Raw genomic sequence first — 17322 nt, 5'->3', positions numbered from 1 at the left:
AATGTTGAACCGTGAAATTTATCAGTTAGATCCGACGCTGAACCGATTAGAAAACAATGGTGTTGCAGAAGTAAAAGATGATCAGTCCAATCAAGCTCTTAAAACTTTGCGTTATGAAATACAGACATTCGTCTGTGATGGTGAGTATGAAGCTGGATTAGATAAAATTTTATCTGCCTATCTGACAAACCTAAACAGTGATCATGAGCAGCCAGGAGTCTGGATCTCTGGTTTTTTCGGTTCAGGTAAGTCGCACCTGGCAAAGATGCTTAGAGCTTTTTGGATTAACCAAGAATTCAATGATGGAACTAGAGCAAGGGATATTGCTGATTTGCCATTAGAAATTAAAGATCAATTCAAAGAGCTGAGCAGTGTTGCTAATCGATATGGTGGTCTTCATGCCGCATCTGGAACATTAGGGTCAGGTGCAAATAATAATGTGCGCATGGCACTACTTAATATTATATTCAAATCTGTTGGACTTCCAGAGCAGTACCATCAAGCTCGCTTTGTAATGTGGCTCAAGAAAAAAGGTATTTTTGAGAGTACTAAAGCAAGGGTTGAAGCTGAAGGAGACTACTGGGAAGATGAATTAGAAGATCTTTATGTCTCTCGTAGTATTGCTGGAGCATTGCTGGAAGAAGATAATACGCTAGGCGAAGACTTTAAAGAGGTGCGACAGCTTCTTCGTGAACAGTATCCCATTGCCTCAGATGTTACTAACCAACAGATGGTCGATGCAATTTATGATGCTTTGGCATCAGATGATGGCTTCCCCCTGACTCTGATTGTATTAGATGAGGTGCAACAATATATTGGCACTGACGCTGAAAAGGCGCATCAAGTCCAAGAAATGGTTGAAACTTGCTGTAAACACTCTAAGTTTAAAAGCAAACTGCTATTTGTCGCCACTGGTCAAAGTGCGTTATCGGGGATGGCAAACTTACAACGTCTACTTGGCCGCTTCCAGATTCCGGTACAGTTATCTGATACTGATGTAGAGTCGGTTATCCGCAAGGTTATCTTACAGAAAAAAGCCTCAGTTAAACCTCAGCTAGAGGAGATGTTGCAATCCCATCTAGGAGAAATCGCTCGGCAATTACGAGGTACAAAAATTGAACATCATCGTGATGATGAGAAAGTGTTACTGGCTGACTATCCATTATTGCCGGTACGTCGTCGTTTTTGGGAAAAGGTCTTACGTATTGTAGATACCACAGGCACAGTGTCTCAGCTACGCAATCAGCTTAAAGTGATTCATGAAGCCGCTCAAGCCACAGCAGATCAACCATTAGGTCATGTTGTACCGGCTGACTTTATTTATGATCAAATCTCAGTAAATCTTTTACAAACAGGTGTAATCTCTAAAGAAATCACGGAAACCATTGGTCGTTTTTCTGCGGGTGATGCTGATGATAGGCTTAAAGCTCGCATACTTGCTTTAATATTACTAATCGGGAAGCTACCTACTGATCCAGCAGCTGACTGTGGTGTGAGAGCGACCTCTGATATGCTCGCGGATTTACTAATAGCAGATTTGAATAATGGTAAGGATGAAATTCGTACTGCTGTACCTAAGTTGCTAAATGAATTGACTGAAGAAGGTCTGCTAATGGTCATGCAGACTAGTGTTGGGTCTGAGTATCGATTACAAACTCAAGAAAGTGCTCAGTGGTATGACACTCTGCGTCAGGAGGAGGCAGATCTGCGTGGTAATATGCAGCGCGTTGAAAATATACGCGTGGACTTGCTGCATAAATCTATTCGTCAGGATATTAGCAAGATTCGTCTAACTCAAGGTAAGTCTAATGAGATGCGCCAGCTGATTGTTAGTTTTGATTTGGAGCTGCCAAGTGATGCCAGTGAAAAAATCTATGTTTGGATACAGGATGGTTGGAGCCTTGATGAAAAAAGCTTTGTCTCTGAAGCGCGTCGCCGCCAGCCTAGCGAGCCGACAATTTTTGTTTATATTCCTGCGCGTAATCGCTCTGAGTTAACCAATGCAATCATTACAGAGAATGCAGCATCTGCCACACTAGAAAAGCGCGGTATCCCTAATACTGACGCAGGTACGGATGCTCGTAGTGCGATGGAAACTCGCCACCGTGATGCACAAAAGCAAGTTCAAGCTTTATTGAATGAAATCTTTGCTGGCGTGCAAGTGTTGCAAGCTGGCGGCAGCGAAGTTGAAGGCAGTAGTATTGCAGAGCGTGTTGAGACGGCTGCTAAAGCCTCTTTGGTGCGTCTGTATCGTGAGTTTGATGTTGCTGATAATACAGGATGGGGTAAGGTCTATGATCGAGCTCGCAAAGATGGCGGACAGAATGCATTAGAAGCTGTAGGTTACTCTGATGAGCCTGAGCAGCATCCGGTTTGCGCACAGATCAAGCGCTATATAGGGGTATCTAAAAAAGGTAGTGAGATTCGAGAACATTTTTCTGCCGCTCCTTATGGTTGGCCGCAAGATACTATCGACGGCGCTCTATATGCATTATTGGCTAGTGGTATTCTCATTGCTAAAGGTAATGGAAACCATCCCATCTCTGTAAAAGAGCTAGAACGCAAGCAAATCAGCCAAACTAATTTTCTACCAGAAAGTATTACTATTCGTCCAGTAGATATGATTAAGATACGCGGCTTAATTAGTGCTAGTGGCATCTCGTGCCAGCCTGGTGAAGAAGCGGCTAAACTAGATTCGCTAATAGATAAAGGTCGTACATTAGCAAAAGAAGCGGGTGGTGATGCGCCTTTGCCTGAGCGCCCAAGCTACCGTTTGTTTGACGAGATTGCACAGCAATCTGGTAATGCTAAGCTCAAATATGTTCTAGATGAGCAAGATGCCATCAAGCAATCACTCCAACAATGGACTGAGACTGCTGATAAGATTCAAAAAAGACGACCCGATTGGTTTGTGCTAAAAGACTTATTAGACCAGAGTCAGGGCCTGTCATTCCAAGCTGATATTCAAGCTGAAGTAAATGCCATCGAAGCCAATCGATCGTTACTCGATGAGCCTAATCCAATTACTAATCTTAAAAAGCAGTTGGTTGATAAGTTACGAGAAGCCGTACAATATCGTGTGGATAGCTATCTTGAGCAGCACGCCAAGTATTTAGCTCAACTGGAAGATGATAGCTATTGGCAGCAGTTGGATGAGACTCAGAAGAATGAGGTTCTTAATAAATTCAAGCTAACGACGTTTAATGAGCCTGCTCTAAATGACGCTGATGCCATTCTCGATGCTTTGAATGAGGTTAATTTCGAGCAGTGGAGAGATCGTACAGATGCGCTTGCCAGTAATTTTGATAAAGCACGTATGGATGCGATACAGAGATTGCAGCCTAAGTTACAGCGTATTACGTTGCCACGAGCGACCTTTGAGACAGAAGAAGATGTTGATACTTGGTTGGCTAAAGTTAAAACTCAAATTCTCAATAAACTTAGTGATGGACCGGTGACTTTCTAATGATGACAACTCGACAACCTCTTGATAAAGCTTTGCGTCGTACGTTAGAGGCAACAGTGATTAAAGCCCGTGATATTGCTGAGCTAGCGGCAACTCAAGCACTCAGCCGTCTGGGTGTGGGTGATGCAAAACCTGCTGATTATTTAAATGATGAACAACGCAAATTGCGTGTCCGCTTGCGTGCACGTGGTCGTCAATTAGGTGACATTAAACAAGATAGCGGCAGACAAGCCATTCACAACCTAGTCACCGAAGTGGCTTATGAGCATTGGCACCGCATGCTATTTGCTCGGTTCCTTGAGCAAAACAACTTGCTCATGTACGACGAATACACAGCGCTCACCTTGGCTGATTGCAACGAATTGGTGCAAGACCCAGATACCGCCCGTGATGATTTAGAAAGACGCTGTGGAAACGGTTGGGAGCTGGCAGGCGTGCTGGCGTCAAAGATGCTGCCGCAGATTTTCCGTATCGACTCCCCAGTGTTTGAGTTGGAGTTTTCTCCTGAACATCAGCGTAGTCTAGAACAACTCGTCACTGGCTTATCCTTAGAAACTTTCCAAGCTCAAGATAGCCTTGGCTGGGTATATCAGTTTTGGCAGAGTAAGCGCAAAGAAGAGGTGAATGCGTCTGAAGTGAAGATAGGCGCAGATGAGCTATCTCCTGTTACCCAGCTATTTACTGAACCTTACATGGTGAGCTTCTTACTTGATAATGCCTTAGGTGCATGGTGGGCTGGCAAGCGACTGACTGAGAGTGATTGGCAACATGCCAGCAGTGAACAAGAGCTACGCAATAAAGCCGCTATACCAGGCGTATCACTTGAATACCTACGCTTTGTAAAAGACGAGCAAACCAAACAGTGGCAACCCGCTTCTGGCACTTTTGATGCCTGGCCAGATGATCTCAGTGAGTTTAAAGCCATAGATCCATGTTGCGGGTCAGGTCACTTTTTAGTGGCTATTTTCCTCATGCTTGTGCCAATGCGTATGCAACTTGAGAGCCTCAGTGAACAACAAGCTATTGATAAAGTGCTCAGTGAAAACTTACACGGGTTAGAGTTAGACCAACGCTGTGTGGAGCTGGCGGTCTTTGCATTAGCACTAGAAGCTTGGCGATATAAAAATGGTGGTGGATATCGTAAGCTACCAGAGTTGCATTTAGCCTGTAGTGGTCTATCTATTTCTGCTGCCAGAGACGAATGGAAAGCGCTAAGCCGAAATGCTGGTAAGCAAAACCTAAGTATTGCTTTGGACTGGATGTATCAAACCTTCCAGGATGCGCCAGTGTTAGGTAGTTTGATTAACCCGCGCCGTAGTGATGCGGTAAAGATTGCTAAGTGGGATGAGCTGCAGCAGTTACTAGAAGAAGCATTAGCAAAAGACCAAGGCAAGGCTAATCAATCTGATAGCAGTGAGCAAACAAACCAACTAGAAGCAGGGATTGTGGCTCAGGGCTTAGTAAAAGCGGCTGAACTATTAGGCAGTCAGTATACTTGGGTTGTTACTAATGTGCCTTACTTGGCGCGTGGTAAACAAGATGATACTTTGAAGAAGTATTGTGAGCGTTACTACCCTGAAGGTAAGAAAGATCTAGCCACGGTTTTTCTTGATCGCTGTTTAGAATTTTGTGTTGAAGGTGGTACTGCAAGTATTGTCTTACCACAAAACTGGCTATTTCTCGCTCATTATCGAAAGTTTCGTGAGAAGCTTTTACATCATGAAACTTGGAACTTAATTGCTCGTCTTGGTGCGCAAGCATTCCAGACCCCAATGTGGGATTTCAATGTACAACTACTTACTTTAAGTCGAGGTAATGCAACTGGTCAGTTTAATGACTTATTAAATAGTAGCGAGCAAAAAAAATGGATTCGTGGATTGGATGTGTCCAAATTTCATACTGTTACTGAAAAAGCCGCTGGGTTATTAAATGGTGATGTAAAAAGTGTAGAACAGGGTAAACAGCTCAAGAATCCTGGTGTAGCTGTCGTTTTAGAGGATTTGAATGGTTCTAATCTTCTATCTACAATGGCTGCGTCTTTTCAAGGGTTAAAGTCAGGCGACGATGGAAGGTTTCGTAGAATGTATTGGGAGGTTATTGACATTTCCCCTCGATGGCTTTTTTTACAAAGCACAGTTAGTAAGAACACATTTTATGGTGGACTTGAGTATATTGTTGATTGGGTAGAAGATGGACATGCTTTAGCTCGTAGACAAGGTCTTGCTGCATGGGGAAATAAAGGAGTGGCAGTTTCACAAATGAGCTCATTACCAATTGCCCTTTATATTGGAGAAGCTTTCGATAGTAACGTTTGTCCAATAATTCCTAAAAACTCTAAAAACCTTTCAGCACTATATTCCTTTGTTGAATCAGGTGTCTTTCAGAATGAAATCAGAAAAATCGACCAGAAAGTTGCTGTTGCTAATGCCACTATGATTAAAGCTCCTTTTGATTGCTCTTTTTGGACAAAAGCTTGTAATGAGCAATATTCTAATGGCTTGCCACAGCCTCATACTAACGATCCGTCCCAATGGATATTCCATGGTCATCCCTGCGGCTCTGTTGTATGGGATGAAAAAACAAAATGGACAGTGAATGGTGAACTACGAGTTGATGACAGCGTTCTGCAAATTGCAGTAGCCAGGCTGCTGGGTTACCGCTGGCCTGCTGAGATTGATGATGAAATGGAATTAGCCGCTGAACAAAGACAGTGGGTTGAGCGTAGCCAAGAGCTTAACCAATTTACTGATGACGACGGTATCGTTTGCCTGCCAGCAGTACGCGGTGAAAAGGCAGCAGATCAGCGTTTAGAGGCGCTATTGCAAGCCGCGTATGGAGAAGCTTGGACAACACCTCTGAAGAACAGTTTATTGGAAACAGTAGTTGGTAAGTCTCTCAACCAATGGCTACGTGATAAATTCTTTGAGCAGCACTGTAAGATGTTCCAGCATCGCCCTTTTATCTGGCATATATGGGATGGACTAGCAGACGGCTTTAGTGCTTTGGTTAACTATCATGTGTTAGATAAAGCTGGCTTGGAACGACTGATTTATACATATCTAGGTGACTGGATACGTACCCAGCAAAGCGGGATGGCTAGTGGCGAAGACGGCGCGCAAGAACGTCTCGCTGCCGCCGAAGCACTCAAGCGCGAGCTCGAAGCTATTCTTGAGGGGGAGGCGCCTTACGATATCTTTGTACGCTGGAAGCCCTTAGCAGAGCAGTCTATCGGCTGGAATCCTGATCTTAACGATGGTGTGCGTCTAAATATCCGTCCATTTATGAAGGCTCGTGATGTTGGTAAAAAAGATGCTGGCGTGTTGCGCTGGAAGCCTAACGTTAAATGGACCAAAGACCGTGGTAAAGATGTTGAGTCTGCACCTTGGTACACCTTAGGTTTAGAGTATGAAGGCAAGGAGGGTGATCGAATTAATGATCATCACTTGATGTTGGCTTACAAGCGCGCGGCAAGAGAGGGCTAAAGTGCAAAAAAGAACGAGACGCGTTGGCTCAATTAGGAATGAACTAATTCATAAATCACGAGAGGCCGCACTTGCTGCGGTCCAGATTTTTAATAATCCGAATATTACGTTTAAGTCCGAATCATATCTTGTGCTAATGAATATTTCCTGGACCTACCTGATGCATGCTTATTACAGAGGGAAAGGGATTGAATATAGATATTATAAAGAAGCTGGTAAATCAAGAAGATATGACAAAACTAAGCATGGAGCCTATAAGTATTGGGAGCTTGAGCGCTGCTTAAACGACAGAAACTCACCTATTGATAACAACGCTTCTAATAATTTGCGTTTCCTAATAGGGCTCAGACATGAAATAGAACATCAAATGACGACGAGAATTGACGATCTTTTAAGTGCCAGGTTTCAAGCGTGCGCTATTAATTATAACCAATACATAAAAGAGCTGTTTGGTGATGAGCATTCAATTGAAAAACATCTGTCGTTTAGCTTGCAGTTCTCTAGCATATCCATTGAGCAAAAGGAGATGCTAGAGGAACAAGCTGACTTGCCAGCTAATATTAAGGGTTACATACAGAAGTTTGACAGTGTTCTTAGCGACAAAGAATTCGATAACCCAAGTTATTCCTACAGGGTGTTATTCGTCCAAAAAACAGCGAATAAACGTGGACAGGCTGACAAAGTCATTGAGTTTGTAAAAGCGGATTCTGAACTAGCTGAGAAAGTGAATAAGGACTATGTTTATCTAAAAGAGACTGAAAAGAGTAAGTATTTACCCTCTAAAATCGTCGAGATAATACAAAAAGAAGGTTATTTGAAGTTTAAAATGCACCATCATACAAATCTGTGGCAGTCCAAAAAAGCAAAAGAAGCTCAAAAAGGGTTTGGTGTTGAGGTTGCAAACACTTGGTATTGGTATGAAAGCTGGTTAAATAAAGTAAGAAAACACTGTAAAGATAACGCTGGCAAGTATAAAGGTAGTAGCTAAATGAGCACAGAAAAATCCATTGATTACTTAACCATCAAAGGCTTCAAGTCTATCCAAAGCTTGGATAGATTGCGCTTGAATTCGCTAAACGTGTTTATCGGGGCAAATGGCGTAGGTAAAAGCAATTTTGTTGATTATTTTCGTATGCTAAGCAAGATGGTTGAAGGCGGCTTGCAGCATTGGACTACCCAACAGGGCGGTGCTGATCGTATTCTTAGCTATGGTATAAAAGAAACAGAAAGAGTGCAGTCTTTTATTGAGTTTGGGTTAAATGGATATCTATTCGAACTTGAATCGACAGTTGAAGGAAATTTCTCTTTCTTCAAAGAAAAGCTTTATTTTGATGGGCCATTATATGGTGAGAAGTGGATATCTTTAGGTTCTGGACATAAAGAAGCAAAACTTAAGCATCGCTATGAGTCATCCAGTAAAGGTAGTGAAGCTGATTACTGCTACAGTTCTATAGCTAGCTGGAAGGTCTTTCATTTTCACGACACCAGTGATACTGCTGGTGTTAAACGCTGGGGCTCAGTACAAGATAATGATTATCTGTTCTCAGATGCCTCTAATTTGGCTGCTTACTTGTATCATCTATCATCAGAGCATCCTCAGGTGTTGAAGCAGATACGTCGTACTATACAGTTAGCAATTCCTGTGTTTGATGACTTTGTATTCAAACCACGTGAGTTGGAAACGCAGGAACAACAGATCAACCTGCAATGGCGACAAAAAAATAGTGATTATGTACTCTGGCCTAGTCAGCTATCAGATGGCTCGATTCGATTCATTTGCTTGGTTACTGCGCTACTACAACCTGATCCGCCTTCTACATTGGTGATTGATGAGCCAGAGCTTGGCTTGCATCCGTATGCTATTACTTTGTTAGGAGCCTTGTTGCGTTCAGCTGCTGAGCGTATGCAAGTAATCGTCTCAACCCAGTCAGTTGCATTACTGAATGAGTTCAACATTGAAGACCTGATCGTTGTGGATCGTGAAGACAGCGGGACGGTCGTCAAACGCCTAGATGAGGATGATTTTGCCAGCTGGCTTGAGGATTATACAATTGGTGAGCTCTGGCAAAAGAACATTTTGGGCGGGAGACCTTCATAATGATTAGGGTTCATGTGATTTGTGAAGGACAAACTGAAGAGATGTTTGTCAAAGAGTTATTGGCTCCTACATTTCAAGCAAAAGGTATATCACTTGTGCCTGCCTTAATAGGTAGACCAGGACATAAAGGTGGTAATTTCAAATTCGACCGTTTACAGGCTGACGTAAAAAATCGTTTACTTGGTGAAAGAACGGCATATTGTACTACGTTTTTCGATTATTACGGTCTTCCCCAATCTTTTCCAGGTAAAGATGTTCATGATAGCCAAGTTGATATAGTTACCAAAGCTACAAGTGTACAAGATGCAATGACTGCAAAGCTCACACGCCTAATTGGTGATAATGCTATGCGTCGCTTTATTCCTTTCGTACAAATGTATGAATTTGAAGCTTTATTGTTTAGCGATCCTATTGCCTTTGCTAGAGGAATTAGTAATGAGCATCTGAGTCAGAATTTGGCTGATATAGCTGAGCAGTTTGATAGCCCTGAGCATATCAATAATAGCCCTCAGACTGCCCCAAGTAAGCGAATAGAAAGTTTGATCAGAGGATATGAAAAACCTGTAATGGGTACACTTGCCGCTTTAGAAGTAGGGTTGGACAGTATGCGCCAAAAGTGCGAATTATTTGATAATTGGTTGAAGCAGTTGGAAAGACTTACTGTCGTACGAAGTAATAACACTTAACCCTAAGGAGTATCATGAAAATTATTGATTTACTGGCCAAAGAATTACGTGCCAGCGCTAAGCACAACTTGAATGTTCAAGTAGCTCCCAGTGTAATTCTTTGGATCGATAATCAGCGGCAGGGAGCTGAATAAATGAAGTGTAATTGGCCTGACTATGATCCATCAGTAGCTTTTTTTCCTGTCGAACTGAAACCTGTATTTATACAATCGTCTCGGCAGAGTGGAGACTTATTTGGTTATCATGCATTGCCGCGTCATTTTGCAGTAGTAGAGAGCGAAAGCGACTATGTTTTTGCGGTAGTGACTGAGAATTATAAATTAGTGACTAACCAGCAAGCATATGAGCTTGCAGCAGAAGCACTTAAGGTAGTATTTGATTTCACAGCATTGAAGGATATGGCATGCCTAAAAATAATAATGCCTAAAACACGCTCTTTTTGTCACATAGATCTGATACATAAGGAAAGTAGTTTTGAGCCATGGAAAGATGATCAATGGATACCTTTTATCCGTATCACCAACAGCTATAATCGAACGCATAGACTATGTTTTGAGATAGGTTTCTGTCGTCTGACTAACCTTAATGAAGTTATTTTTGAGAGTAAGAGTGTAGAAATTAGTTTTGCTCACACTAAGCAATTGCATGACATTATGCTTCGCTGGCATGAGAATATTGGAGAAATTAAAGAGCTAGAAGTTGAGTTTATTAATCAGCTGAGAAACCTCGAACGTTTTCATGTTCCTAGGCGTTATATGTTGCCGCTGGCATGTAAGGTGTTTGGTATACAGCTCAATCCTAAGAAATCTATCAGCTCAAATAGAATTAATGATTTAATCCTATTTCGTAACGATATAGATCGGCTTACTAATGACTATTTCCATACTCTAGGCGAGCAAGGTTATGCTGCTTTGAATGTACTAATGGACTATGCTATTCGGCCAGTTGGAGTAATGTCTCCTGAAAATAAGATAGATACCAGCGTAGAGCTGGCGATTGGATCAATGATTTCTCACAGCAAATAGAGAGTCGAGAATTCTCTTTTGAAAACTACCTTAAAGACTATATAACAACTTCCAAGATGATTAACGAATTATGATTAAGTCTGTTTATAACTACCCAGTTTCTACCCTGCTCGATATTGAAAGCGATGTAATATACGTTATCCCACGCTATCAACGTGAATATACTTGGAGTCGTATACAGTGGGATGCACTGCTCGATGATTTATTAGATAACGAACTTCATTACTTTTTGGGCTCAATTATCTGTATCAATCAATCTCAGGATTCTTTAGCAATTCGGGAGCTCGAGTTAGTAGACGGTCAACAACGTATGACGACAATATCGATTTTGCTGGCTGCCATCTATGATATTTTCAATAAGCAGCCGAATCTCGTTATGGAACAAAAGATTGAGCTCTACAATCTAAAGCATAAATTAGCTTTAAAGAAAATGCCAAATCAACCACGTCTAGTACCTCAAGTACAGAATAATAATCAACAAGATTATTTTTCGGTATTGGATAGTATAGGCATTCTTCAAGATATAGAGATGGCTGCACATGCAGGTAATCGCCGAGTGTTTAAAGCGTACCGGCACTTTCACTCTCGCATTAACCAGTATCTTGAGCACAGTGATAATCCGATTATTAAACTTCAAGAATTATTAGAAAAAGTAAATACAGCAACTTTAGTGAAGATTGAAGTAGCAAGTACTTCTGACGCCTACACTTTATTTGAATCGCTAAATAACCGTGGCGTGCCGCTTACCGCCATCGACCTTATCAAAAATAAGCTACTTGCTGTACTAGAGTCTCAAGATAAAGGTAGTATTGATAAACAGTATAATCGTTGGAAAAAAGTGATTGATGCTTTGGGTGACGACTATGCAGTGCAAGAACGGTTTTTCCGCCAATATTACAACGCTTTTAAGCCCAGTTTAAAGCAGATAGTCTCTGTACCGGTAGCCACCAAGTCAAATCTGATTAAAATATATGAGAAGCTAATAACCCAAGATGCTGAAGGTTTTCTGCAGACAATGATTCGTATGTCTGAATACTATGCGCACATTGTAAGTTATCGCGCTGTGCCCAATCAGCCTAAATTATCTTCGTTATTACTATCATTAGATCGTATCCAAGGTAGACCAGCATATCTACTACTAATGGTGCTATTTGAATGTAAGGCTGATCTTAAACTGCAAGACATTCACTTAGAACAAACAGTAGAATTTCTAATCTCCTATTTCGTTCGCCGAAACGCGACTGACTTACCACCAACCCGAGATCTCACTCGTATTTTTATGGATGTGGTTGAGAGTATCATGACATTAAAAGGTGATGAAGTGGTTAAGCATATTCAAACTAGACTCAAAGCCGAAAGCGCTAGTGATGAGCAGTTTAAGAAGAGTCTCAAAGGACCCATTTACGAGGATAATAAAGCAGTCTGTCGTTTCGTTCTATGTGCTTTAGAAGAAAGTCGTATGACTCGTGAGACTCAAGTGGATCTATGGGCGCTTAAAGGTAAAAAGTATATCTGGACTATTGAACATATTTTTCCTCAAGGCGACAACATACCGATTGACTGGGTAGAAATGATTGCTAATGGAGATACAGAGCTTGCTGAGGAGTATCGTCAAGCTTATGTACACTGCTTGGGGAATTTAACCATCTCTGGTTATAACAGCACGCTAGGTAATAAGAATTTTGAAGATAAGAAAAACCGAGTAGATAAGCAAGGGCGTAAAGTTGGCTATAATAATGGACTATATTTAAACGAATCACTAATTGAACAAGACAGTTGGTCTGTTCAAAAAATTGAAGATCGTACTGATAGACTAGTCGCCGAGATAATGGAAAAGTACCTATTAACAGTATCAATTGCCAGTATCTAGTAGTGTTATAGCAATGCCTGTTTATCTCTTTATAGGAAGATTATGAAAATTATTGATTTACTAGCCAAAGAAGTACGTGCCAGCGCTAACTATAACTCAAATGTTCAAGTAGCTCCTAGTGTGATTCTTTGGATTGATAAACAGCGGCAGTGGGAGTCAGCACTACCTTTGTTGCAAGCCGCTATGCCTGAGCTGATCGTTCTAGGAGACTATGCTCCTGAGAAAAAAACAGGTCCTGCTATCTGGATTAAATGTGTTGTTGATGGCGCTCTTTCAGAGGTTGAGCTTCCTACAGATCGAACTCCTATTGTTTACTTGCCAGGCATTGAGCGCCGAGACTTACGAGCCATTGCTACTTGTCCTGAAGCGCTGATGCCTTTAGCTGAACTGCAATACCGTGGTAGCTGGTGGATATATAATAATTCTGGACGTGATTGGACCGTAAATGCTTTTTTGACTTCAGATAACGGTGGTGTTGGTCTTGATGTTGCTAGGGATGACAAAAGCCAGCAGGCAATGTTACGTGTATTAAATGAGATTCTTGAAAGCAAGCGTGAGGATTTGGCGAACCGCCGTCTTGAGGCTTCAGACTTTAACAAGCTGGTGTCTAGCGATCCAGTTCGTGATTTACTCAGTTGGATGAACGATGAAAAAGCTTGCCGTGAGCGCTGGGATGAGGCGCGCTGGCAAGCATTAGTCGGTATTTGTGAAACTGAATATCATTTAAATCCCGAGCAAGATGGTGAGCTGACAGCCGCTGAGCTGTTGTGCCAACGCCAGGGAGTTTGGGAGGGAGTGTGGCAGCGTTATGTTGAATCCTGTCATCATTACCCTTCTTTGCCCGAGCTATTACTAAAGGTTCAGGGTGATCTTGTTGCTGATGGTGCAAGTTACCCAGTTATAAACCAAACTGAAGAATCTGCTTTAGAAGAATCATTATCTCAGCTACAAACACTTAACTCAGTCGAGATACGTCAAGAGTTAGCTGTACTAGAACAGTATCATGCCGAACGCCGCGACTGGATTTGGTTTAAGCTAGATATGGCCCCGCTGGCGGGGGTGCTCGAGTACTTGAGTGGTGTTGCAAACATGACTCAGCAGGGTTTTTCTGGCACTGATCCTGAGGAAATGGCTACATTATACCGTGATGAGTATTGGCAGGCGGATGACCTAACCCTCAAAGCCTTGGCTTATCCTTTAAGGTCCAGTCAGCAAGCTTTAGTACAAAAACTGCTTGCCCTCATCTATACGCCGTGGCTCGATGAGGTTACCTATAACTTCCAAAGTTTAGTAAAAGAGAAAGGCTATCCCGGTACAACTCAACTCAACAAGGCGACAGCTGATTATGCTGATGCGGGAGAGGTGGTATTCTTCGTTGATGGCCTGCGTTATGACTTGGCACAGCGTCTTGTTGAACAGTTAAAGCCATTGGGAGAGGTTGGACTTGCCACTAACTGGTCGGCATTACCTTCAGTTACTGCAACGGCTAAAGCTGCTGTCACGCCAGTACACGATCGTCTAACCGGTAGAGGAACCGACCGTGATTTTGAACCAAGCCTACTGGATGAAGATAAAAGCTTCTCTGCTTATTACTTAAGAAAATTTCTGAAAGAAAAAGGTTGGCTCTACCTTGAAGAGGGTGACTCAGGAGATCCGGCATTTAATGCATGGGTACAAAGCGGCGATATAGATAAGGAGGGCCATGTAAAAGGTCTTAAACTTGTAGGAAGGGTTGATAGTTTATTAGATGAAATAGTTGAGCGGATTGAAGAGTTGCTGGCGGCAGGATGGCGTAAAATTAGAATCGTAACGGACCATGGGTGGATGTTGACTCCTGAAACGATGCCGAAGGTGGAGCTACCTAAACACTTAACAGAGACTCGTTGGGGACGATGTGCAGTAATTAAAGATTCAGTTGCCAGTGGCTATTTGCAGGTAGGTTGGTACTGGAACAGCCAAGTCAGTATCGCTATGGCCCCAGGGGTTTCGTGTTTTAAGGCTGGCTTGCATTATGATCATGGTGGCTTGAGCCTACAGGAGTGCTTGACACCGGTGATTGAAGTTCTTAATGAACAAAGCTCAGCCTCAGCTGCTAAATCATCGATTACAGCGACCTTATCAGATTTGCGTTGGATTGGGTTTCAGTGCAGAGTGCAAGCTGATAGCGACTCTGATGGAGTTGTCGCAGTACTACGAATACATGCGGCTGACTCAGACTCTGAGATTAGTAAGCGTAAACCCCTTAAAGAAGGTAAATGCACGCTCATGGTGGATGACGAATATGAAGATACGTCAGCTATTCTTGTACTGCTAGACGAGCATGGCAATGTGATAGCAAAAAAACCAACATTAGTAGGAGACATGTAAGTGGAATTAGATGCGCTAGACCAAAAGGCTGCAGATTTCTTTGAGGGCTACATCGTTCGTAAGGATCTTGTCCGTACATTTGCTCGCCAGTTCCCAGTACCAACTTATGTGGTTGAGTTTATGCTGGGTCGTTATTGCGCATCAACTGACCCAGATGAAATAGAGGAAGGTCTTGAAATTGTCCAGCGTCAGCTGTCTTCAAGAACAGTACGTGCAGGAGAGGAGGAGCTATTCAAAGCACGTGCCTATAAGGATGGATCAGCCAAGCTTATTGATATCGTTAGTGTCAAGTTTGTCGAAAAAGAGAATGGTTACCTTGCCAGCTTACCTAGTTTAAACCTTACTAAAGTACGTATACCGGACAAGATTGTTGATGATAATGAGCGTCTTTTGACAGGTGGGTTTTATGCTGAAGTAACGCTTGAATACGACAGTATTATTGCAGAAGAAAAAGGCAATGCTTTTGGTATAGCTGAATTGCGACCCATTCAAATGTCAAAACGTAACGTGCTAGATGTGATGAATGAAGCTCGCACAAACTACACTAGTGATGAATGGCGTGATTTCTTAATTCGCTCTATCGGCTTGGAACCAAGCGCTTTATCACAACGGGCTAAAGATGCCATCCTGCTGCGTATGGTGCCATTCGTTGAGCGTAACTACAATATGGTCGAATTGGGGCCACGTGGTACAGGTAAAAGCCACTTGTTTCAGCAGGTTTCACCCTATGCTCATCTGATTTCTGGTGGTAAAGCAACAATCGCTAAGATGTTTGTGAACAATGCTAGTGGGCAGCGTGGTTTGGTCTGTCAGTACGATGTAGTTTGTTTTGATGAAGTCAGCGGAATATCCTTCGATACTAAAGAAGGTGTCAATATCATGAAAGGCTACATGGAGTCGGGTGAGTTTAGCCGAGGTAAAGAAAGCATCCGTGCAGATGGATCATTGGTGTTTGTGGGTAACTTCGATGTGGATGTAGAGCATCAGCAACGTGTGGGCCACTTATTTGGTCCTTTACCTGCTGAGATGCGTGATGATACGGCATGGATGGATCGTATTCATTGCTACCTGCCAGGCTGGGATGTCCCAAAAATGAGTAAAGAGCTAACTACTGACCATTTTGGTTTAGTTAGCGACTTCTTTTCTGAATGCATGACTCGCCTGCGCTTTCAAAGTCGTGTATCTGCTATGCAGAACCGCGTGTATTTAGGTGGTGCGCTCAGTGGCCGTGATAGCAATGCAGTTAATAAAACAGTATCAGGGCTCCTAAAGTTAATGTATCCAGATGCTGAGCTTAGCGTATCTGATGAAGACTTGGAATGGGCAATTCGTTTGGGGCTTGAAGTACGCCGCCGGGTGAAGGAGCAACAGAAGCGCGTTGGTGCTGCTGAGTTTCGTAATACCCATTTCAGTTACACTATCGGTGATGATGGAATTGAAAAGTTTGTTGCTACAGCAGAACTGAGAGCTAATAACGAGATAGGTGATGACCCATTAGAACCAGGACAGATTTGGACTATTAGTGAAGGTGGGTCTGAGATTGACGATAACGCTGGTCTGTATCGTATAGAAGTAAACGAAGGGCCTGGCTCTGGAGTGAAGATTCTTAATAATCCAGCACCAGCTGCGTTCAAGGAGTCTTTACGTTACGCTGAACAGAACCTCTATGCGCGCTCCATGCAGCTGATAGGGGATCGTGATCCTAGAGCTCATGAGTTCACAGTACAACTGAGGGCTTTCGATGCAGCTAAAAAAGGCTCTAGGATTGGTGTGGCAGCGTTAGTTGCTATGTGTAGTAGTATACTGAAAAAGTCAGTAAAAGGCGGTCTTATATTGATAGGAGAGATAAATCTGGGTGGCTCTATTGAACCTGTCACCAATGCGGTCAATATTGCCGAACTAGCAGTAGAAAAGGGTGCTAGTGTGCTACTTATGCCTGTTACAGCTAGGCGTCAGCTGTATGACTTGTCAGATGATATGGCTACCAAAATCGATATACAGTTTTATCAAGATGCGCGTGATGCACTGTTGAAAGCTATAGTAGAGTAAACCCTAACATTACTCAAACCACCTGAGTATTTCGTAAAATCTTAAAAGCGCCTCTAAGTAATTTCTGATTTGACTTAGCGGCGTTTTTTTGTACTAGGTTATGCTAAGCACGTCGTTATTTTTTCCACTAAATCTAATAATAACAAACCCTAAAAAATGACGATATTAACACCTAAGCAGTAGAGCTTGCCCAATTTTATATACTGATAAAAGTCGATATATACTTCATTCTATATACTACACATCCATAGTCCTCGGGTAACCCTCCTAACAATTGAT

Annotated in this window: 9 protein-coding genes; all 9 read left to right on the top strand. The window is 42.4% G+C overall.

Translation table 11 applies throughout. The features are described 5' to 3' along the window. The first annotated feature begins 1 nt into the window (after position 1). The 9 genes from brxC (at position 2) to brxL (ending at position 17043) form a co-directional block, all read left to right on the top strand. On the top strand, positions 2-3466 hold the full coding sequence (brxC, locus tag ACS8FC_RS12535; RefSeq protein WP_439297043.1) for a BREX system P-loop protein BrxC: 3465 nt from the start codon (positions 2-4) through the stop codon (positions 3464-3466). Beyond that, positions 3466-6948 (top strand): Eco57I restriction-modification methylase domain-containing protein, encoded by a 3483-nt coding sequence (locus tag ACS8FC_RS12530; RefSeq protein ID WP_439297042.1) that lies wholly within the window; start codon positions 3466-3468, stop codon positions 6946-6948. Before brxC ends, ACS8FC_RS12530 begins: the two co-directional genes overlap by 1 nt. Before the next feature lies 1 nt (position 6949). Next, the gene (locus ACS8FC_RS12525) at positions 6950-7936 is read left to right on the top strand and encodes a DUF3644 domain-containing protein (RefSeq protein WP_439297041.1); all 987 of its coding nucleotides are present in this window, start codon (positions 6950-6952) and stop codon (positions 7934-7936) included. Further along, the gene (locus tag ACS8FC_RS12520) at positions 7937-9046 is read left to right on the top strand and encodes an AAA family ATPase (protein ID WP_427647597.1); all 1110 of its coding nucleotides are present in this window, start codon (positions 7937-7939) and stop codon (positions 9044-9046) included. Continuing rightward, complete coding sequence (locus ACS8FC_RS12515; RefSeq protein ID WP_439297040.1) at positions 9046-9732, top strand: DUF4276 family protein; 687 nt, start codon at positions 9046-9048, stop codon at positions 9730-9732. The genes ACS8FC_RS12520 and ACS8FC_RS12515 overlap by 1 nt, the downstream gene beginning before the upstream one ends. A gap of 134 nt (positions 9733-9866) precedes the next feature. Then, on the top strand, positions 9867-10757 hold the full coding sequence (locus tag ACS8FC_RS12510; RefSeq protein WP_439297039.1) for a hypothetical protein: 891 nt from the start codon (positions 9867-9869) through the stop codon (positions 10755-10757). A 70-nt stretch (positions 10758-10827) separates the two neighbouring features. Next, positions 10828-12627 carry a DUF262 domain-containing protein gene (locus tag ACS8FC_RS12505; protein ID WP_439297038.1) on the top strand — a complete coding sequence of 600 codons (1800 nt, stop codon included), beginning with the start codon at positions 10828-10830 and terminating at the stop codon, positions 12625-12627. A 42-nt stretch (positions 12628-12669) separates the two neighbouring features. After that, positions 12670-14994, top strand: a complete 2325-nt coding sequence (pglZ, locus tag ACS8FC_RS12500; protein ID WP_439297037.1) for a BREX-1 system phosphatase PglZ type B — start codon at positions 12670-12672, stop codon at positions 14992-14994. Next, positions 14995-17043 carry a protease Lon-related BREX system protein BrxL gene (brxL, locus tag ACS8FC_RS12495; protein WP_439297036.1) on the top strand — a complete coding sequence of 683 codons (2049 nt, stop codon included), beginning with the start codon at positions 14995-14997 and terminating at the stop codon, positions 17041-17043. Positions 17044-17322: the final 279 nt, after the last annotated feature.

The sequence above is a fragment of the Psychrobacter sp. 1Y4 genome, from assembly GCF_051847555.1.
Note: the sequence above shows the minus strand (reverse complement) of the source record. Positions and strands in the feature narration are given on the sequence as shown.